Source organism: Mesorhizobium sp. M0816 (assembly GCF_040320005.1).
In the GTDB taxonomy this organism is placed as follows: domain Bacteria; phylum Pseudomonadota; class Alphaproteobacteria; order Rhizobiales; family Rhizobiaceae; genus Mesorhizobium.
The window spans coordinates 302,025-322,183 of the sequence record NZ_JAMYOT010000004.1; the positions used below are offsets into that span (position 1 = coordinate 302,025).

A 20,159-nucleotide genomic window follows, 5' to 3' on the forward strand; every position below is an offset into this window, starting at 1 on the left:
CGAGAGGGCAAGGACATGCCGATCGAAATTCTCATGCCCGCCCTCTCGCCGACCATGGAAGAGGGTAATGTTTCCAAGTGGTTGAAGAAAGAGGGCGACAAGGTCGCGGCGGGTGACGCCATTGCCGAGATAGAGACGGACAAGGCAACGATGGAAGTCGAAGCCGTGGACGACGGCACGCTTGCCAAGATCGTGGTTCCTGCCGGCACCGAAGGTGTCAAAGTCAACACGCTGATCGCTGTGCTGGCCGTCGATGGCGAAGACATCGACGAGGCAGGCGAAGGTATCGGCGAGGAGGCTATTGAGGCGCAAGCGGAAGCGCCCGCGGCCGCTCCGGCCCCCGCGGCTGCTGCGGCCAAGAGCGAAGCGGCAGCACCTGTCGCCGCTGCGCCCAGGTTGGAAATTGCCGCCGATCCGGACATCCCGGCCGGCACCGAAATGGTCTCGACCACAGTGCGTGAAGCCTTGCGCGACGCAATGGCGGAGGAAATGCGCCGCGACGGCGACGTCTTCGTCATGGGCGAGGAAGTCGCCGAGTACCAGGGCGCCTACAAGATCACACAAGGCCTGTTGCAGGAATTCGGTCCGAGACGCGTGGTCGACACGCCGATCACCGAGCACGGCTTTGCCGGCGTTGGTGTTGGCGCGGCGATGGCCGGCCTGAAGCCGATCGTCGAATTCATGACCTTCAACTTCGCCATGCAGGCGATCGACCAGATCATCAATTCAGCCGCCAAGACGCTCTATATGTCCGGCGGCCAGATGGGCGCCCCGATCGTCTTTCGCGGCCCGAACGGCGCTGCTGCCCGCGTCGCCGCGCAGCATTCGCAGTGCTATGCCGCCTGGTACAGCCATATTCCCGGCTTGAAGGTGGTGATGCCTTATACCGCCGCCGACGCCAAGGGTCTGCTCAAGGCGGCGATCCGCGATCCGAACCCGGTCATCTTCCTCGAAAACGAAATCCTTTACGGCCACTCCTTCGACGTGCCGAAGATGGACGATTTCGTGTTGCCGATCGGCAAGGCGCGCATTCACAAATCCGGCAAGGACGTGACCATCGTCTCGTTCGGCATCGGCATGACCTACGCGCTAAAGGCGGAGGCGGAGTTGCGCGGCATGGGCATCGATGCCGAGATCATCGACTTGCGCACCATCCGCCCGCTCGACTTCGACACCATCATCGCCTCGGTCAAAAAGACCAATCGCCTCGTGGTGGTCGAGGAAGGCTTTCCGCAGAACTCGGTCGGCGACCATATCGCCAATCAGGTCTCGCAGCGCGCCTTCGATTTCCTCGATGCACCGGTCATTACAATTGCCGGCAAGGACGTGCCGATGCCCTATGCGGCGAACCTCGAAAAGCTGGCGCTGCCCAATGTCGGCGAGGTCGTCGAGGCGGTCAAAGCCGTCACGTATCGCTGAGCAGGGCGGGAGGACAAAATGCCGATCAACATCACCATGCCGGCGCTGTCGCCCACAATGGAAGAGGGCAATCTTTCCAAGTGGCTGGTCAAGGAAGGCGATAAAGTTTCGCCCGGCGACGTGATTGCCGAGATCGAGACCGACAAGGCGACGATGGAAGTCGAAGCCGTCGACGAGGGCACGGTCGCCAAGCTGGTGGTTCCGGCCGGCACAGAAGGCGTCAAGGTCAATGCGCTGATCGCGGTGCTGGCTGCCGAGGGCGAGGATGCTGCTTCTGCCGCCAAAAGCGGTGATGGCGCTGCGCCGGCCAAGGCTGAGGCTCCGAAAGCGGAAGCCCCCAAAGCTGAAACATCAAAGCCCGAAGCGTCGAAGCAGGAGCCTGCCGCGCCTGCGCCTAAGGCGGAAGCGGTGCCGGTCGCCAACGGCCACGCAAGCGGTGAGCGCATCTTCGCCTCGCCGCTGGCCCGGCGCATTGCCAGGGAAGCCGGCGTCGATGTCGCGGCGCTGACAGGCTCCGGCCCCCGCGGCCGCGTAGTAAAGGCCGATGTCGATGCCGCAATTTCCAGTGGCGGCGCCAAGGCGGCACCAGCAGCAAAAGCGGCGCCCGCCGGCGCTCCGGCACCTGCGGCCGCAGCACCCAAGGCGATGTCGGACGAGCAGGTGCTCAAACTGTTTGCCGAAGGCTCCTACGAGCTGATCCCGCACGACAATATGCGCAAGACCATTGCGAGGCGGCTGGTCGAAGCCAAGACCACCATCCCGCATTTCTATCTGACGCTCGACTGCGAGCTCGACGCACTTCTGGCCCTGCGCACGCAGATCAATGCGGCCGCGCCGGTGAAGAAGACCGAGAAGGGCGAAACGCCGGCCTACAAGCTGTCGGTCAACGACATGGTCATCAAGGCTCTTGCCATGGCGCTGATGGCGGTTCCGGATGCCAATGCGTCGTGGACAGAAAACGCCATGATCAAACACAAGCACGCCGATGTCGGCGTTGCCGTATCGATCCCCGGCGGCCTGATCACCCCGATCATCCGGCGTGCTGACGAAAAGACGATGTCCGTCATCTCCAACGAGATGAAGGATCTTGCCGGCCGCGCCCGCAGCCGCAAGCTGAAGCCGGAAGAATATCAGGGCGGCACCACGGCGGTGTCCAATCTCGGCATGTTCGGCATCAAGGATTTTTCTGCCGTCATCAACCCGCCGCATGCGACGATCCTTGCGGTCGGCGCCGGCGAGCAACGCGCAGTGGTCAAGAACGGCGAGATCAAGATCGCCACAATCATGTCGGTGACGCTGTCGACCGATCACCGCGCCGTCGACGGTGCGCTCGGCGCCGAGCTGCTCGTCGCCTTCAAGCGTATGATCGAAAATCCAATGGGCATGCTGGTTTAAGAGAAGGGAAACAGGGCGGTGCGGAAATTCTTCACCAGCCTTTTTGCCTTCTTTCTTTCCGGTTTGGCCGGCGGATTGGTGGTGCAGTGGCTCGCCGTCGCCACCAAGGCCGACGTGGAGTACATCCTTGTATTCATGATCTCGGCTCTCGTCACCATCTTCGCGACGCTCGCATTCTTCATCGCACAATTCATGTCGGACCCACGACGGGCAACAAAACTGACCGCGACCATAGGGGTAGCATCTTTTGTGCTCGTTGGAGTTTCCCTGATCGGCTGGACTTTCTCCCAGCCGCCGGGCAAGCGCGAGTGGTCGGGCGATCTTCCTATCGTCGCCGGTCTCGTCCTGCCAGGCATCGCTACGGTGCTGGTCCAGTGGCTTTTCGTGCGCTGGCGATTGGCGCGCTCGCAACCAGGTTTCGGCGGGGCAGGCACATGAAGACGGTCCTCTGCTACGGCGATTCGCTTACCTGGGGCTATGACGCGGCAGGCCTTGGCCGGCATCCGCTGGAAGATCGCTGGCCGAGCGTGCTGCAGGCGGCATTGGGCAGCGGCGTCGAGGTCATCGCCGAAGGCCTGAATGGCCGAACCACCGCCTTTGACGATCACTTGGCCGGAGCGGACCGCAATGGCGCAAGGCTGTTGCCAACCATCCTGACGACGCATGCGCCGATCGACTTGATCGTCATCATGCTCGGCGCCAACGATATGAAGCCGTGGATTCACGGTAATCCGGTCGCGGCCAAACAAGGCATGCAACGCCTGATCGATATCGTGCGCGGTCACGATTACCCGTTCGATTGGCCGGCGCCGCAGATCCTGATCGTCGCGCCGCCCGTAGTCAGCCGCACGGAAAACGCCGAGTTCAAGGAAATGTTCGCCGGCGGCGATGACGCGTCAAAGCGGCTGGCGCCGCAATATTCCGCCCTTGCCGACGAGGCCGGCTGCGGCTTCTTCGATGCCGGCACGGTGGCCAAAACCACGCCGCTCGACGGCGTCCACCTGGACGCGGAAAACACGCGGAACGTCGGGCAAGCGCTGGCGCCGCTCGTGCGCCTCATGTTGGAATTGTGAAGGAGAAAGCCGTGGCTGAGAACTACGACGTCATCATCATCGGCTCCGGCCCCGGCGGCTATGTCACTGCAGTGCGTTCGGCCCAGCTTGGCTTCAAGACGGCGATCGTCGAGCGCGAGCACTTGGGCGGCATCTGCCTCAACTGGGGCTGCATTCCGACCAAAGCGCTGCTGCGCTCCGCCGAGATCATGCACTATTCGGATCATCTGAAGGACTACGGCCTGAAGATCGATGGCAAGGTCGGGGTCGACACAGCCGCCGTCGTCGATCGCTCGCGAAAGGTCTCGCTGCGGCTCAACGGCGGCGTCGGCTTCCTGATGAAGAAGAACAAGGTCGACGTCATCTGGGGCGAAGCCAAGCTGACCAAACCTGGCGAGATCGTCGTGTCGAAATCGTCGAAGAAGCCGATGGAGCCGCAGCCGCCGGCGCCCAAGGGCGTCAAGGGCGAGGGCACCTATAGCGCCAAGCACATCATCCTGGCGACCGGCGCCAGGCCGCGCGCGCTGCCCGGCATCGAGCCTGACGGCAAGTTGATCTGGACCTATTTCGAGGCGATGGTGCCGAAAGAGATGCCGAAATCGCTGCTGGTGATGGGCTCGGGCGCCATCGGCATCGAGTTCGCCTCGTTCTACCGCACCATGGGCGCCGAGGTGACGGTGGTCGAACTGCTGCCGGCTGTGATGCCGGTCGAGGACGCCGAGGTCTCGAAATTCGCGCAGAAGCAGTTCGAGAAGCAGGGCATGAAGATCATCCTAGAAGCCAAGGTGACCAAGGTCGAGAAGGGCACTAACTCGGTCACCGCGCATGTCGAGATGAAGGACGGCAAGGTCGAGAAGATCACCGCCGATCGCATGATCTCGGCCGTCGGCGTACAAGGCAATATCGAGAACCTCGGCCTCGAGACGCTCGGCGTGAAGACGGACCGCGGTTGCGTCGTCGTCGACGGCTACGGCAAGACCAATGTGCCGGGCGTCTACGCCATCGGCGACGTTGCCGGACCGCCGATGCTCGCCCACAAGGCCGAGCATGAGGGCGTGGTGTGCGTGGAAAAGATCGCCAATTTCCCCGGCGTGCATGCCATCGACAAGCTGAAGATCCCGGGCTGCACCTATTGCAATCCGCAAGTCGCCTCGGTCGGACTGACGGAAGCCAAAGCGAAAGCCGACGGAAAGGACATCCGCGTCGGCCGCTTTCAGTTCGCGGCAAACGGCAAGGCGATTGCGCTGGGCGAAGACCAAGGCTTCGTCAAGACCATTTTCGACAAGAAGACCGGCCAGTTGCTGGGTGCCCACATGGTCGGCGCAGAAGTAACCGAACTGATCCAGGGCTTCGTCGTGGCGATGAATCTGGAGACCACCGAGGAAGAGCTGATGCACACGATCTTCCCGCACCCGACGCTGTCGGAGATGATGAAGGAGAGTGTACTCGACGCCTATGGTCGCGCACTGAATGCATGATAAATTAGTTAGGGCGAGTCTCACACGAAAGACACAAAGGAACTCGACGGCAGAGCAATTCGTTTCGCAGGCATCATCCATCATACAAGGAGAGGGCATATGGAAATGAACGGCGTGGGCTGGGTTGCAGCCATCATCATCGGCGGCCTGGCGGGATGGCTCGCCGAGATGGTCATGAAGAGCAATACCGGCATCCTCATGAACATCGTTCTCGGCATTGTCGGCGCAATCGTGTTGAATGCCATCTTGCAGGCCCTGAACATCGGCATCTTCGGCGTCGGCTGGATAGCCTATCTGATCACCGGCTTCATCGGTGCCTGCATTCTGATTGCGGTCGGACGACTGGTGCGCCGCTAACCTCTGTCGGCACTTGCTATGCGAAAAAGGCCACCGCGGCATGCGTGATCGCGGCCTTTTTCTTTTCGCCGAAAAGTCCTAGATGACGTGGGTAGAGCGAGCGCTGGACATGCGCTTGCCAATGAGCCGGGTTTCACATGGTCACCGTCCTCGACACGATTGCCAATGCGCCGCGCCTGCGGCATCCCGAAAAGGCGCACAAGCCGGATCAGGACGTACTGCGCAAGCCTGACTGGATCCGCGTCAAGGCGCCGATGTCGAAAGGCTATGCCGAGACGCGCGAAATCGTGAAGTCTCACAAACTGGTGACGGTTTGCGAAGAGGCGGGCTGCCCCAATATCGGCGAGTGCTGGGAGAAGAAGCACGCCACCTTCATGATCATGGGCGAGATCTGCACGCGGGCCTGCGCCTTTTGCAATGTCGCCACTGGCATCCCTACCGCACTCGATCCCGACGAGCCGGCGCGTGTCGCGCATGCGGTCAAGCAGATGGGGTTGAGCCATGTCGTCATCACCTCCGTCGATCGCGACGATCTCGCCGACGGCGGGGCCCAGCATTTTGCCGATGTCATCCGTGCGATCAGGGCAGCGACCCCATCGACGACGATCGAAATCCTGACGCCCGACTTCCTGCGCAAGGACGGTGCACTGGAGATCGTCGTGGCGGCCAAGCCGGACGTTTTCAACCATAATCTCGAGACCGTTCCGTCGAACTATCTGACCGTTCGGCCGGGTGCGCGCTATTTCCACTCGATCAGGCTCTTGCAGCGGGTCAAGGAACTCGACCCCTCGATCTTCACCAAGTCCGGCATCATGGTCGGCCTTGGCGAGGAGCGGAACGAAATCCTGCAGCTGATGGACGATTTGCGTTCGGCCAATGTCGACTTCATGACCATCGGCCAATATCTGCAGCCGTCGAAGAAGCACCATCCGGTGATCCGCTTCGTCACGCCGGAGGAATTCAAGTCCTTTGAGACGATCGGCAGGACCAAGGGCTTCCTGCTGGTAGCGTCGAGCCCGCTGACGCGCTCGTCGCACCATGCCGGGGACGACTTTGCCAGGTTGCGCGCGGCGCGCGAAGCGTTTCTCAGGAAGTCCGCCTAACACACTGGTTTCATGCCACAATTCGAAGCCCATCGCCGCGTTGCGCATACGCCGGAACAGATGTTCGCTCTGGTTGCCGATATCGAATCCTATCCGCAATTCCTGCCGCTTTGCGAGGCACTTACGGTTCGTTCGCGCAAGGAACGCAACGGACGCACCCTGCTCATCGCGGACATGAGCATCGGCTACAAGGCGATCCGCGAGACTTTCACCACGCAGGTGCTGCTGAAGCCTGACGAGAACGCCATCGACGTCAAATACATCGACGGCCCGTTCAAATATCTCAGCAATGTCTGGCGCTTCGACCCGGCGGACGGCGGCGGTTGCAACGTCTGTTTCTTTATCGATTATGAGTTCAAGAGCCGCATTCTGGGTGCGCTCATGGGAACCATGTTCGACCGCGCCTTCCGCATGTTCTCCGAGGCGTTCGAGAAACGTGCCGAAATCATCTACGGCGCGCCATCGGCAGCCTGATCCGCGGCGAGCGCGCGTAAACCCAGTTCAAGCGCATGTCGGACCGTCTCCCGGCGGATGAAATCACGGCCCTTGTCGGCGAACAGCTGGCATTCGCTGACCACCGGCCGGCCAGCCACGGCAACGCCGAACCAGACCAGGCCGACAGGTTTTTCCGCAGAGCCGCCGTACGGACCGGCGATGCCAGTCACCGCCAGGGCGAGCCCGGCCGGCGAATGCGCCAAGGCTCCGGCCGCCATCTCCACCGCAGTCTCGCGCGAGACCGCGCCGTGCGCCTCGAGCGTAGCGGCCGAGACGCCGAGCATCTCGGTCTTGGCCTGGTTGGAATAGGTGATGAAGCCGCGATCGATCACCGCGGAAGAGCCGGCGATGTCGGTCAGCGCGGCGATGATCATGCCGCCGGTGCAGCTCTCCGCCGTCGCCAGCATGATGCCGCGCTGCTGGCAGGCCTGAAGCAGGGCATCTGCGAGATCGCTATTGCTCACTCGGGGACATCCCCTGGAAACACAACGCTGGCGGTCGCGATGGCCGCTATGCCTTCCTCACGGCCGACGAAGCCGAGCTTCTCATTGGTTGTCGCCTTGATCGAGATGCGATTGCGCGAAATTCGCAGCATTGCCGAAAGCGCTTCGGTCATTGCCTCGCGATGTGGGCCGACGCGCGGCGCCTCGCAGATCAGGGTGATGTCGGCGTTGGCAATGCGCCCGCCGCCCTCGCGCACCAGCTTCACCGCGTGTTCGACGAAGATGCGTGAAGCGGCCCCTTTCCACTGCGGGTCGGAGGGCGGGAAATGCGTGCCGATGTCACCGGCGCCGCAGGTGGCCAGCAGGGCGTCGGTCAAGGCATGGAGACCGACATCGGCATCCGAATGGCCGGATAACTTCCTGTCGTGTGGAATGGCGACGCCGCACAGGGTGACATGGTCGCCGGGCTCGAAGGCATGGACGTCATAGCCATTGCCGGTTCGGATGTCCGGAAAACGTGCCCCCCCGGAAAGCCGCTGATCCGCCATCGCAATATCCCTTGCCCAGGTCAGTTTGACATTGTCCGGCGAGCCGGGAACGATCTTCACCGGAATATGCGCCCATTCGGCGATTGCCGCATCGTCGGTAAAATCCGCCTTGCCCAGATGATGAGCCTTTTCGTGCGCGGCCAGGATCGGCCAGAACGGAAAGCCTTGTGGTGTTTGTGCGGCATGGAGCCCGGCCCTGGACACTGTTTCGCCGATCATGCCTTCGGCCGTTTCGCGCTTCAGCGTATCGGCAACGGGCAAAGCAGGCAGCGCTCCCTGGCGCTCTTCAATGGCGGCGATCGTACGGTCTATCAGTTCCGCATCGACAAACGGCCGAGCCGCATCATGGATCAGGACCCGGCCCGGCGCATGGCTTCTCAACGCCAGCAGTCCAAGCCGGACGGACTCCTGCCGTGACGTACCGCCGATCACCGCGACGACACGGTCGGCGTTCGCGCCGGCGGCGCGGCGGAAAAGCGCGTCGTCTTCGGCATGTATAGCAACGACGACAGCTCCAATTTTCGGATGCGTCAGAAAGGCGTCGAGCGTGCGTGCGATAACGGCGCCGCCGCCAATCTGCTGGTACTGCTTCGGCCCCTTGGCCTGTCCGGCGCGCGCGCCGCGGCCGGCGGCAACGATGACCACCGCGACCTTGTCGTCCGCAGCTTGCTTTTCGTTGACATCTCTCATGCCGAGACGCTTAGCGCATGATCCCGAAAAGTGGTATCGCTTTCGGAAGACCCAGGATTGATGCGGTGCGGCGATCCGTATTTTCCCAAATGCGCCTTAATATCACGACATTGCGCGTTGCACATTGCCATCATTCTGGCTAGAGAATGTGCAGCAACCGAAGGTGCTTGGTTTTTGTGCATGCCTGATGTGACCAAATTGGCTTCGCCGCTGGATGTGGGTGGCGTGAGAATCCGCAACCGCGTGTTTCTCGCGCCGATGTCGGGCATTACCGACGAACCGTTCCGGCAGCGCGCCCATGCGCATGGCGCCGGGCTGGTTGTTTCGGAAATGGTGGCGAGCGGTGAGCTTGCAAAGGGCAGGGCTGGTTCCGGCCTGCGCATCCGTCATTCCGGGCTACCTGTCCACATGGTCCAGCTTGCCGGCCGCGAGGCGATGCACATGGCCGAGGGCGCGCGAATCGCGGTCGGCGAAGGCGCCGACATCATCGACATCAACATGGGCTGTCCGGCCAAAAAAGTGACGGGCGGCTATGCCGGTTCGGCACTGATGCGAGACCTCGACCACGCGCTGTCGCTGATCGAAGCGGTAGTCGGCGCGGTCGACGTGCCGGTCACGGTCAAAATGCGGCTCGGCTGGGACGAAGGCGCGCTCAACGCGCCGATGCTGGCGCGACGCGCCGAGCAGGCCGGGGTGATGATGGTGACGGTGCACGGCCGCACACGTTGCCAGTTCTATCAGGGCACGGCCGACTGGCGTGCCATCGCACGTGTCAAGCAGGCCGTCTCGATCCCGGTCGTTGCCAATGGCGATGTCGGCTCGCCGGCGGAGGCAGCGTCGATCCTCGACCAGTCCGGCGCCGACGCGGTGATGATCGGCCGCGCGCACTATGGCGCGCCTTGGACGGCCGGCAGCATTGTAGCGACCGCGCTGGCCGAGCCGGTATCTGGCATGCCGGCCAGCCCGCAAGCGCTGTCCGATTACGTCATTGCCCATTACGAAGACATGCTGACGTTCTATGGCGTGGAAAGCGGATTGCGCCAGGCACGCAAGCATCTCGGCTGGTATCTCGACCGCCACGCCGCCACAAGCGATGACCGGCGCAAAGCCATACTCACGTCTTTCGAGCCTGGGCGTGTCATTGCGTTGCTGCGCGACATGTTTTCAACCGCTCCCGAAGCGGCGAACCTGCGGAGTGCGGCATGAACGCCACCGTCACACAGAGCACGGATATGGCGGACGCCGCGCATATTGTGCTCAATACCATTCGCCGGCCGGTGATCATGGTCGATCCGCAAGGTTTCATCACCTTCGCCAATGCCGATGCCGAGGATTTTTTCCGGTCGAGCGCCACGATGCTCGCCCGCAACACGCTGCACAAGCTCATTCCTTTCGGCAGCCCGCTGCTGACGCTTGTCGACCAGGTGCGCGAGCGCCGGGCGCCGGTCAACGAATACCGGGTGGACGTGTCGTCGCCGCGGCTCGGCATCGAGAAGGTGGTCGATCTCTACGTCGCGCCTGTGACGGAATTTCCAGGCTCCGTCGTGGTAATGTTCCAGGAACGCTCAATGGCCGACAAGATCGACCGGCAGATGACGCATCGCGGTGCGGCGCGCTCGGTCACCGGCCTCGCCGCGATGCTTGCCCATGAGATCAAGAACCCGCTGTCCGGCATTCGTGGTGCGGCGCAGTTGCTAGAGCTGTCGGCGTCCGACGAGGATCGCGCACTGACCAGGCTGATCACCGACGAGACCGACCGCATTGTCTCGCTGGTCGACCGCATGGAGGTGTTTTCCGACGAGCGGCCGATCGACCGCTACCCTGTCAACATCCATGTCGTGCTCGACCATGTTAAGGCAATCGCCAAGAACGGTTTTGCCAAGAGGATCAAGATATTAGAGGATTATGATCCATCATTGCCTCCGGTCTTTGCCAATCGCGACCAGCTCATCCAAGTATTCCTCAATCTGGTAAAAAATGCCGCCGAGGCGATCGGCAGCGATCCGCAGGGCGAGATCATGCTGTCGACCGCCTTCCGCCCGGGCATCCGTGTTTCCGTGCCCGGAACGCAGGACCGCGTGTCGCTGCCATTGGAATTCTGCGTGCGCGACAACGGTTCGGGTGTCTCCGAAGATATCCTGCCGATCCTGTTCGATCCCTTCATCACCACCAAGCCGAACGGCTCCGGTCTCGGTCTGGCGCTGGTCGCAAAGATCGTCGGCGAGCATGGCGGCATCATTGAATGCGAATCGACGCCGCGCGGGACCACCTTCCGTATCCTGATGCCGGCGTGGAAAGAAACTCAGTTTGGCACCGACGACGACGGTGAAGGAGACCGCAAATGACCGTTCGCGGCAATATTCTCGTCGCCGACGACGATGCGGCCATCCGCACTGTCCTCAACCAGGCGCTTTCGCGCGTCGGTCACGACGTGCGCGTCACCTCCAATGCCTCGACGCTGTGGCGCTGGGTGGCGGCGGGCGAGGGCGATCTGGTCATCACCGACGTTGTCATGCCCGACGAGAACGCCTTCGACATGCTGCCGCGCATCAAGAAGGCGCGACCGGAACTGCCGGTCATCGTCATGAGTGCGCAGAACACGTTCATGACTGCGATCCGGGCCTCCGAAACCGGAGCCTATGAATATCTGCCGAAACCGTTCGACCTGACGGAGCTGCTCAACATCGTCAACCGCGCGCTTTCCGAGCCGCGGCGGCCCAAGATCGATACGCGTGCCGACGAGCCGCCTGAAACGATGCCGCTGGTCGGCCGCTCGGCGGCCATGCAGGACATCTACCGCATGCTGGCGCGCATGATGCAGACCGACCTGACGGTGATGATCTCGGGCGAATCGGGTACCGGCAAGGAACTGGTGGCGCGCGCGCTGCATGAATATGGCCGTCGTCGTGGTGGCCCCTTCGTCGCCATCAACATGGCGGCGATCCCACGCGACCTGATCGAATCGGAACTATTCGGGCACGAGAAGGGCGCCTTTACCGGCGCACAGAACCGCTCCACCGGCCGTTTCGAGCAGGCCGAAGGCGGCACGCTCTTCCTCGACGAGATCGGTGATATGCCGATGGAAGCGCAGACGCGGCTGCTGCGTGTGCTGCAGCAGGGCGAATACACCACGGTCGGCGGCCGCACGCCGATCAAGACCGACGTGCGCATCGTCGCTGCCACCAACAAGGACCTGCGCACACTGATCAATCAGGGGCTTTTCCGCGAGGACCTGTTCTACCGTTTGAACGTTGTGCCGCTCAGGCTGCCGGCGCTGCGCGAGCGCTCGGAGGACATTCCGGACCTCGTCCGCCACTTCTTCAAGCTCGGCGTCAGTGAAGGCTTGCAGACCAAGCGCATTTCCACCGGCGGCATCGAGCTGATGAAGCGCTACCCATGGCCCGGTAACGTGCGCGAACTCGAAAATCTCATCCGCAGACTGGCCGCACTGTATTCGCAGGACGAGATCTCAGCGGAGATCATCGAGGCGGAGTTGAAGACCGGCGAAAGGCCTGTCGTTCCAGGTGGCGGCAACCTCATTCCCGACGACCTTTCCATCGGCCAGGCGGTGGAGCATTTCCTGCAGCGCTATTTTGCCTCGTTTGCCGGCGACTTGCCGCCGGCCGGCCTTTATCAGCGAATCCTCTCCGAGGTCGAGTATCCCCTGGTCCTCGCCTCGATGACCGCAACGCGCGGTAACCAGATCAAGGCCGCCGAATTGCTCGGACTCAACCGCAACACGCTGCGCAAGAAGATTCGCGAACTCGGCGTCAACGTCTACAAATCGTCCAGGCAGGTCTAGACGAATCCCTTTACGAGCGCTTTCCAGGGGATCGATTGCCGAAAGATTTCCGTCTCGGCCACACTTGTTGCATAATCGCCACAATGCGTTGCATACATCCGACGCAATCACTGGCTCTAGACGGCGACATGGCCCTGCACGCACCGACACTGAGCAAATCGCTTTTCAGCAATACGGGCGCGCGAGACGGTCGCCGGCTGCTTGCGCTGCCGGGCGTGATCGCCGTTGCCGGTGCGCTGGTGACGGCGGCGATCTCCTTCGCCATTCTGGTCGGCGCGACGCCGATCACGCCCGACGCGAGGACGACGCTGGCGCTGATTGCGCTTAATGCGGCGTTCGTCCTGTTTCTGATCTTGCTGGTCGGCCGCGAGGTGCATCGCATCCTGATGGCACGACGGCATGGCAAGGCTGCGTCGCGCCTGCATGTGCGCATAGTGGCGATGTTTGCGCTAGTCGCCGCCATCCCCGCGATCATGGTGGCGATCATCGCGTCGATCACGCTCGACATCGGCCTCGACCGCTGGTTCGAGATCCGCACCAAGACGATCGTCAATTCGTCATTGTCGATCGCCGACGCCTATGTGCAGGAAAACGCGCGAAATCTTCAGGGCACGACGTTGTCGATGGCTTACGACCTCGACGCTTCGCGCACGCTTTACGGCCTCGATCGTACCGGTTTTCTCGACCTCATGAACAAGGAGGCGGTGGGACGCTCGCTGACGCACGCAGCACTCATCAAGCCCGATGGTTCCTTCGTTATGAGCGCCAAGACCGACGCGGACTTTGCCATGCCGGAGCCGCCTGAGGGCGCCGTGGCAAGCGCTGCCGACGGCAAGCCGGTGCTGATAGAACCGCGCACCCGCAACATCATGGGTGCCATCGTCAAGCTGCGCGAGATCGACGGCCTCTATCTCTACACCATTCGCCTCGTCGATCCCGAGGTGATCAAGGCGCGGCAGATCGTCAAATCCAACACCGCCGAATATCGCGGTCTCGAAGACAATCGCCGCACCTCGCAAGTGGCTTTCGCGCTTCCCTATCTGTCGCTGACGCTGATCATCATCCTGTCCGCCATCTGGACCGGCATTGCGGTGGCCGACCGCCTGGTGCGGCCGATTCGTCAGCTCATCGGCGCGGCCGACGAGGTCGCTACCGGCAATCTCGATGTGGCCGTGCCAGTCCGCCCCTCCGACGGCGACGTCGCCTCGCTCGGCGACACCTTCAACAAGATGCTGATGGAGCTGAAATCGCAGCGCAACGAGATCCTGTCGGCCAAGGATTTGATCGACGAGCGGCGACGCTTTTCGGAGGCGGTGCTTGCCGGCGTCACCGCCGGGGTCATCGGCGTCGATCCATATGGCATCGTCACCATCGTCAACCGTTCGGCCGAAACGATGCTGGCCATATCCGCCACGGCAGCGCTTGGGCAGAACCTTTCCGCCGTGCTGCCGCATGTCGGCCGCGTCTTCGAGATCGGCCGCAAGTCGGGCAAGCCGGTCTATCGCGAACAGGTCACCTTCTATCGTGCCGGCACTGAACGGACCTTCAACGTGCAGATCACGATTGAAGCCGGCGACGACGGTTCGGAGGATAAATCCTACGTCGTGACAGTCGACGACATTACCGATCTGGTCCAGGCACAGCGTTCCTCCGCATGGGCCGACGTGGCGCGGCGCATTGCCCACGAGATCAAGAACCCGCTGACGCCGATCCAGCTTTCGGCCGAGCGCATCAAGCGCCGTTACGGCAAGGTCATCACCGAGGACCGTGAGGTTTTCGATCAATGCACCGACACCATCATCAGGCAAGTGGAGGACATCGGCCGCATGGTCGACGAGTTCTCGGCGTTCGCCCGCATGCCGAAACCGGAAATGAAGGCCATCGATCTGCGCGATTCCTTGCGCGAAGCCTCGTTCCTGGTCGAAGTGAGCCGCGCCGACATCACCTTCGAGCGCGTCTTCGGCAATGAGCCGCTCAAAGGCACATTCGACAGCCGGCTGATGGCGCAGGCGTTCGGCAACGTCATCAAGAATGCTGCCGAAGCCATCGACGGACTTGATGCAGAGGATCGTCCGCACGGCATAATCCGGATTCAAGCCGGGCGTCAGAATGGCGCGATTCGAATCGACGTCATCGACAACGGCAGGGGCTTGCCGCGCGAAAACCGGCAGCGCTTGCTCGAGCCTTACATGACGACACGCGAGAAAGGCACCGGGCTTGGCCTCGCTATCGTCAAGAAGATCGTGGAGGACCATGGCGGGCGACTCGAATTGCACGATGCACCAGCGGACTTCCACGATGGGCGGGGTGCAATGATCAGCATCATCCTGCCGGTTGCCGCCACCGTTCCGGTACGCGGCGAGGGCAAGACGGAACACGAAAAAGAAACTGAAAAGGTCGGTAATGGCGTCTGATATTCTCATCGTCGATGACGAGGAAGACATCCGCGAACTCGTCGCCGGTATCCTGAGCGACGAAGGTCACGAAACACGCACGGCGTTTGACGCCGACAGCGCGCTTGCGGCGGTTGCCGACCGGGCACCCAGGCTGGTCTTCCTCGACATCTGGCTGCAGGGCTCGCGGCTCGATGGCCTGGCCTTGCTGGACGAGATCAAGACGATGCACCCGAACCTGCCGGTGGTGATGATCTCGGGCCACGGCAATATCGAAACGGCAGTCTCGGCCATCCGCCGCGGCGCCTATGATTTCATCGAAAAGCCATTCAAGGCCGACAGGCTGATCCTCATTGCCGAACGGGCGCTCGAAACCTCCAAATTGAGACGCGAGGTTTCGGATCTCAAGCTGCGCAGCGGCGAGACTTTCGACCTCATCGGCATGTCGTCGGCAATGAGCCAATTGCGCCAGACCATCGAGCGCGTCGCGCCGACCAACAGCCGCGTCATGATCATTGGCCCCTCCGGCTCGGGCAAAGAACTGGCGGCGCGCGCCATCCACGCACTGTCGGCGCGCAAGAGTGCACCGTTTGTGACGCTGAGCGCCGCCAACATCACGCCTGAGCGTATGGAGATCGAGTTGTTCGGCACCGAATCGAACGGCGTCGAACGCAAGGTCGGCGCGCTGGAGGAAGCCCATCGCGGCATTCTCTACATTGATGAAGTGGCCGACATGCCGCGCGAGACGCAAAACAAGATCCTGCGCGTGCTGGTCGAACAGCAGTTCGAGCGGGTAGGGGGCACCAAGCGGGTCAAGGTCGACGTGCGCATCGTCTCGTCGACCTCGCAGAACCTGGAAGCCATGATCGCCGACGGCCGTTTCCGTGAGGACCTTTATCATCGCCTGGCCGTGGTTCCGGTCATGGTGCCGGGACTGGCCGAGCGTCGCGAGGACATTCCCTATCTGGTCGACAATTTCATGAAGCAGATCGCTCGCCAGGCCGGCATCAAGCCGCGCCGCATCGGCGACGACGCGCTGGCGGTGCTGCAGGCGCATAACTGGCCGGGCAACGTTCGCCAGTTGCGCAACAATGTCGAGCGGCTGATGATCCTGGCGCGCGGCGACGATGTCGATGCGCCGATCACCGCCGATCTCCTGCCTGCCGAGATCGGCGACGTCATGCCGCGCACTCCAAACAAATCCGATCAGCACATAATGGCGCTGCCGCTGCGGGAAGCGCGCGAACAATTCGAGAAGGACTATCTGATCGCCCAGATCAACCGTTTTGGCGGCAACATCTCGAAGACGGCAGAGTTTATCGGCATGGAACGCTCTGCATTGCACCGCAAGCTGAAGTCGCTGGGCGTCTGACAGCCAAACCAGTCGTGGCCCACGCAATTATCGGTTACGGCGGTCTTGGAATCGCATAAGAAAGCTGGACTTCTCTCAGGGATTAGCCATGCCGCGCATTGCCTATGTGAACGGGCGCTACGTCGCTCACGCCGAAGCTTCCGTGCATATCGAGGACCGTGGCTATCAATTCGCCGACGGCGTCTACGAGGTCTGCGAGGTGGCACGAGGCTTCATCGTCGACATGCCGCGCCATCTCGCCCGATTGAACCGCTCACTTGCCGAACTCTCGATCGATTGGCCGATCACGCGCGGCGTGCTGCCGCTCGTCATGCGCGAGGTGGTGCGCCGCAACCATGTCGTCGACGGCCTGGTCTATGTCCAGGTGACACGCGGCGTCGCCAGCCGCGAGTTTTTCTTCCCGCCGGCGGACACGAAGCCGTCGCTGGTGGTGACCGCCAAAAAAGCCGATCCTGCAGCTGCCGCGAAGCGGGCCGAGAGCGGGATCCGGGTTATCACAGTGCCGGAGAACCGGTGGGATCGGGTCGATATCAAGTCGGTCGGCCTGCTGCCGAACGTGCTGGCCAAGCAGAAAGCCAAGGAAGCCGGCGCTCAGGAGGCCTGGTTCGTCGATGTCGACGGCACCGTCAAGGAAGGTGGATCGTCGAACGCCTGGATCATCACCGGGGATGGCGTGCTGGTGACGCGGCCGGCCGAGCACGGCATCCTGCGCGGCATCACCCGTACGACGCTGTTCGACGTGGCCGCCAAGCTCGGCCTGAAGATCGAGGAGCGCGGTTTTTCGGTGGCTGAAGCCAAGGCCGCGCGCGAGGTTTTCATCAGCTCCGCGACCACGATTGCCATGCCGGTGGTGGCGATCGATGGCACTCCCGTCGCCAACGGCCACCCGGGCTCGATAACAGTTTCATTACGGCAGGCCTTTTTTGACGTTGCGGAAAAAAGTCCAGCCTGATAACCGCACAGATGGAATGAACATCAATATATCTCGTTCTGCTTGTCGTTACTGACGGCAAGATGGTGTTTGCGTGCTTGACATGTGCCGGCTAATTTGGCGCATTGGCCTGCAAACCGAAGGGGATCGGCGAAAGACAAGAACAATGGCGGAACGATCGCAAAATCTTCAGGACCTGTTCCTGAATTCAGTTCGCAAGAGCAAAAATCCACTCACCATCTTTCTCATCAACGGCGTGAAGCTGACCGGCGTGGTCACTTCGTTCGACAATTTCTGCGTTCTGCTGCGTCGCGACGGCCATTCCCAGCTTGTCTACAAGCACGCTATTTCCACGATCATGCCGAGCCAGCCGGTTCAGATGTTCGATGGTGAGGAAAGCCAGGGCGCCTGATTGGCACGTGAGAAAGACGCGGACCGCAGCGTTCGCGGAAAACCAGCACATCAGACCGGGACAGAGGCCAACGGCCCGACCCGGGCGGTGGTTATCGTGCCGGTGCTTACCCGGCAGCCTCGTGGCGACGACGACACCAACCGCCCCCGCCTGAGCCGTTCCGCCGAGGCTCGTCGCGACGAGGCCGTCGGCCTCGCCAGCGCAATCGACCTCGACCTGGTCCACACGGCGGTGGTGACCGTCAACGATCCACGCCCGGCGACCTTGCTCGGCAGCGGCAAGGTGGCGGAGTTCGCTGAGATCGTCAAAGAGGGCCACGCGGAAGTGGTCATTGTCGATCATCCGCTGACCCCGGTACAGCAGCGCAACCTCGAAAAAGAGTTGAACGCCAAGGTGCTCGACCGCACCGGGCTGATCCTGGAGATTTTCGGCGAGCGCGCCCGCACCAAGGAAGGCACGCTGCAGGTCGATCTTGCCCATCTCAACTACCAGAAAGGCCGCCTTGTGCGGAGCTGGACCCACCTCGAGCGCCAGCGTGGCGGCGCCGGCTTTCTCGGCGGCCCTGGCGAGACCCAGATCGAGTCGGATCGGCGTGTGCTGCAGGACAAGATCACCAAGCTGAAGCACGAGCTCGAAACTGTGCGCCGCACCCGCGACCTGCACCGCGCCAAGCGCAAGAAGGTGCCATTTCCGGTGGTGGCGATCGTCGGCTACACCAATGCCGGCAAGTCGACTCTGTTCAACCGGATGACCGGAGCAGGGGTGCTGGCCGAAGACATGCTGTTTGCCACGCTCGACCCGACGCTGCGCCGCGTGCGCCTGCCGCACGGCACGCCGATCATCCTTTCCGATACGGTCGGCTTCATTTCCGACCTGCCAACGCATCTGGTCGCGGCCTTCAGGGCGACGCTGGAGGAAGTGGTCGAGGCAGACCTCGTCATTCATCTGCGCGACATCTCCGATCCCGATACGGCCGCGCAGGCCGAAGATGTCGAGCGCATCCTTGCCGATCTCGGCGTCGATGCCCGCGATAGCAAGCGCGTCATCGAAGTATGGAACAAGATCGACCGGCTCGACGAGGGCAACCGGGCGCGGCTGCTTGCCGATGGTGCTGACGGCAAGAAGGCACCGCCGATCGCCATATCGGCGGTAACCGGCGAGGGCATCGATGCGCTGAAGACGATCATCGAGACGATGATGTCGGGCGAACTGGAGACGTTCACCGTCACACTTAAGCCCGACCAACTCGGCGTCGTCGACTGGCTTTACCGCAACGGCGACATCGTCTCGCGCGACGACAATGAGGATGGCAGCGTGACCGTCGCGCTCAAGGCTACACACAGCGCTCGGCAGGAGATCGAAAGCCGATTGCGCCGTCAAAACAACGGGTAGAGGCGTTTACTTCGCGCTTTTTGCCTGCTGCCAGAGCGCTTCCATCTCGTCCAGCGTCGCCTCTTCGAGGCTGTTTCCCGACGCTTGCAGCGTCCGCTCGACATAGTGGAAGCGCGATCGGAATTTTTCGTTGGTGCCACTGAGTGCCGCTTCGGAATCAATTTTGAGGTGCCGGCCGAGATTGACGACCGCAAACAGCATGTCGCCGAACTCGTCCTTGATCGGCGCAGTGTCGCCTTTGGCCAGCGCCTCGCGTAGTTCGCCGATCTCCTCCTCGATTTTGTCGAGGATCGGCGCCGCCTCGCTCCAGTCGAAGCCGACGCGGGCGGCCTTTTCCTGCAGCTTGAGCGCCCGGGGCAGCGCGGGCAGGGCGACCGGCACACTGTCGAGAAAGCCCTTGCCATGGTCTTCCGGGTCGAGCCCACGGGCGAGGCGCGCACTGCGCTTCTCCGCCTTTTCCTCTGCCTTGATCTTTTCCCACATGCCCTTGGCCATGCCGGCGCTGCGCGCCTTGTTGTCGCCGAAGACATGGGGGTGGCGGCGGATCATTTTTGTGGTGATGGCCTGGACCACATCGCCGAATGAAAATTCGCCGGCCTCCTCGGCCATTTGCGCGTGGTAGACCACTTGCAGCAGGAGATCGCCGAGTTCATCCCGCAGATCGTCGAGGTCGCCGCGCGCAATGGCGTCCGCCACTTCGTAGGCTTCCTCGATCGTGTATGGCGCGATTGTCGAAAAGTCCTGCTCGATATCCCACGGGCAACCGGTTTCCGGCGCCCGCAGCGCTGCCATGATCTCGATCAGCCGGGAAATGTCTTTCGAGGGTTTCATCTGGGAAACGCTATCCTGTACATGGCTGTGCGGCCAACGGCTTCAG

The 20,159-nt window shown here is 62.2% G+C and carries 19 protein-coding genes; 16 read left to right on the forward strand and 3 right to left on the reverse strand.

The window, feature by feature from the left end; translation table 11 throughout:
- Positions 1-15: 15 nt before the first annotated feature.
- The 8 genes from NKI17_RS08295 to NKI17_RS08330 all read left to right on the forward strand — a co-directional run bounded on the left by NKI17_RS08295 (position 16) and on the right by NKI17_RS08330 (position 7,278).
- The gene (locus tag NKI17_RS08295) at positions 16-1,419 is read left to right on the forward strand and encodes a pyruvate dehydrogenase complex E1 component subunit beta (RefSeq protein ID WP_352698835.1); all 1,404 of its coding nucleotides are present in this window, start codon (positions 16-18) and stop codon (positions 1,417-1,419) included.
- 18 nt (positions 1,420-1,437) lie between these two features.
- The gene (locus tag NKI17_RS08300; RefSeq protein WP_023675085.1) at positions 1,438-2,814 is read left to right on the forward strand and encodes a pyruvate dehydrogenase complex dihydrolipoamide acetyltransferase; all 1,377 of its coding nucleotides are present in this window, start codon (positions 1,438-1,440) and stop codon (positions 2,812-2,814) included.
- A gap of 18 nt (positions 2,815-2,832) precedes the next feature.
- Positions 2,833-3,252 carry a hypothetical protein gene (locus NKI17_RS08305; RefSeq protein WP_023675084.1) on the forward strand — a complete coding sequence of 140 codons (420 nt, stop codon included), beginning with the start codon at positions 2,833-2,835 and terminating at the stop codon, positions 3,250-3,252.
- Positions 3,249-3,887: an SGNH/GDSL hydrolase family protein gene (locus NKI17_RS08310; RefSeq protein ID WP_352457496.1), complete on the forward strand. Its 639-nt coding sequence runs from the start codon at positions 3,249-3,251 to the stop codon at positions 3,885-3,887. Before NKI17_RS08305 ends, NKI17_RS08310 begins: the two co-directional genes overlap by 4 nt.
- A gap of 11 nt (positions 3,888-3,898) precedes the next feature.
- Complete coding sequence (lpdA, locus tag NKI17_RS08315; RefSeq protein WP_352507415.1) at positions 3,899-5,344, forward strand: dihydrolipoyl dehydrogenase; 1,446 nt, start codon at positions 3,899-3,901, stop codon at positions 5,342-5,344.
- A 99-nt stretch (positions 5,345-5,443) separates the two neighbouring features.
- On the forward strand, positions 5,444-5,701 hold the full coding sequence (locus NKI17_RS08320; RefSeq protein WP_023675081.1) for a GlsB/YeaQ/YmgE family stress response membrane protein: 258 nt from the start codon (positions 5,444-5,446) through the stop codon (positions 5,699-5,701).
- A gap of 137 nt (positions 5,702-5,838) precedes the next feature.
- Positions 5,839-6,804 (forward strand): lipoyl synthase, encoded by a 966-nt coding sequence (gene lipA, locus NKI17_RS08325; protein WP_352457494.1) that lies wholly within the window; start codon positions 5,839-5,841, stop codon positions 6,802-6,804.
- 12 nt (positions 6,805-6,816) lie between these two features.
- Positions 6,817-7,278, forward strand: a complete 462-nt coding sequence (locus tag NKI17_RS08330) for a type II toxin-antitoxin system RatA family toxin (protein WP_352457493.1) — start codon at positions 6,817-6,819, stop codon at positions 7,276-7,278.
- On the opposite strand, the gene NKI17_RS08335 is transcribed toward NKI17_RS08330, so the two are convergent.
- Together NKI17_RS08335 and NKI17_RS08340 are read right to left on the reverse strand one after the other, a co-directional pair.
- A complete protein-coding gene (locus NKI17_RS08335) occupies positions 7,254-7,763 on the reverse strand; it encodes a CinA family protein (protein WP_352905643.1) in 510 nt (169 codons plus the stop codon). The genes NKI17_RS08330 and NKI17_RS08335 overlap by 25 nt on opposite strands.
- Positions 7,760-8,980, reverse strand: coding sequence for a bifunctional 2-C-methyl-D-erythritol 4-phosphate cytidylyltransferase/2-C-methyl-D-erythritol 2,4-cyclodiphosphate synthase (locus NKI17_RS08340; protein ID WP_352568606.1), 1,221 nt, complete (start codon positions 8,978-8,980; stop codon positions 7,760-7,762). Before NKI17_RS08340 ends, NKI17_RS08335 begins: the two co-directional genes overlap by 4 nt.
- A 180-nt stretch (positions 8,981-9,160) precedes the next feature.
- On the opposite strand from NKI17_RS08340, the gene dusB reads away from it, so the two are divergent.
- The 8 genes from dusB (at position 9,161) to hflX (ending at position 19,282) form a co-directional block, all read left to right on the forward strand.
- Positions 9,161-10,186 (forward strand): tRNA dihydrouridine synthase DusB, encoded by a 1,026-nt coding sequence (gene dusB / locus NKI17_RS08345; RefSeq protein WP_352568607.1) that lies wholly within the window; start codon positions 9,161-9,163, stop codon positions 10,184-10,186.
- Positions 10,183-11,325 carry a two-component system sensor histidine kinase NtrB gene (locus NKI17_RS08350; RefSeq protein WP_023675075.1) on the forward strand — a complete coding sequence of 381 codons (1,143 nt, stop codon included), beginning with the start codon at positions 10,183-10,185 and terminating at the stop codon, positions 11,323-11,325. Before dusB ends, NKI17_RS08350 begins: the two co-directional genes overlap by 4 nt.
- On the forward strand, positions 11,322-12,782 hold the full coding sequence (gene ntrC / locus NKI17_RS08355; RefSeq protein ID WP_254817199.1) for a nitrogen regulation protein NR(I): 1,461 nt from the start codon (positions 11,322-11,324) through the stop codon (positions 12,780-12,782). Before NKI17_RS08350 ends, ntrC begins: the two co-directional genes overlap by 4 nt.
- Positions 12,783-12,910: 128 nt before the next feature.
- The gene (locus tag NKI17_RS08360) at positions 12,911-15,196 is read left to right on the forward strand and encodes a sensor histidine kinase NtrY-like (RefSeq protein ID WP_352905644.1); all 2,286 of its coding nucleotides are present in this window, start codon (positions 12,911-12,913) and stop codon (positions 15,194-15,196) included.
- A complete protein-coding gene (gene ntrX / locus NKI17_RS08365) occupies positions 15,186-16,547 on the forward strand; it encodes a nitrogen assimilation response regulator NtrX (protein WP_023675072.1) in 1,362 nt (453 codons plus the stop codon). The genes NKI17_RS08360 and ntrX overlap by 11 nt, the downstream gene beginning before the upstream one ends.
- 88 nt (positions 16,548-16,635) lie before the next feature.
- Complete coding sequence (locus NKI17_RS08370) at positions 16,636-17,499, forward strand: D-amino-acid transaminase (RefSeq protein ID WP_352568610.1); 864 nt, start codon at positions 16,636-16,638, stop codon at positions 17,497-17,499.
- 145 nt (positions 17,500-17,644) lie between these two features.
- Positions 17,645-17,890, forward strand: coding sequence for an RNA chaperone Hfq (gene hfq / locus NKI17_RS08375; RefSeq protein ID WP_006202172.1), 246 nt, complete (start codon positions 17,645-17,647; stop codon positions 17,888-17,890).
- A complete protein-coding gene (hflX, locus tag NKI17_RS08380; protein ID WP_023675070.1) occupies positions 17,891-19,282 on the forward strand; it encodes a GTPase HflX in 1,392 nt (463 codons plus the stop codon).
- Positions 19,283-19,288: 6 nt separating this feature from the next.
- Here hflX and mazG read toward each other — a convergent pair whose 3' ends face one another.
- The gene (gene mazG / locus NKI17_RS08385; RefSeq protein ID WP_023675069.1) at positions 19,289-20,113 is read right to left on the reverse strand and encodes a nucleoside triphosphate pyrophosphohydrolase; all 825 of its coding nucleotides are present in this window, start codon (positions 20,111-20,113) and stop codon (positions 19,289-19,291) included.
- Positions 20,114-20,159 lie beyond the last annotated feature (46 nt).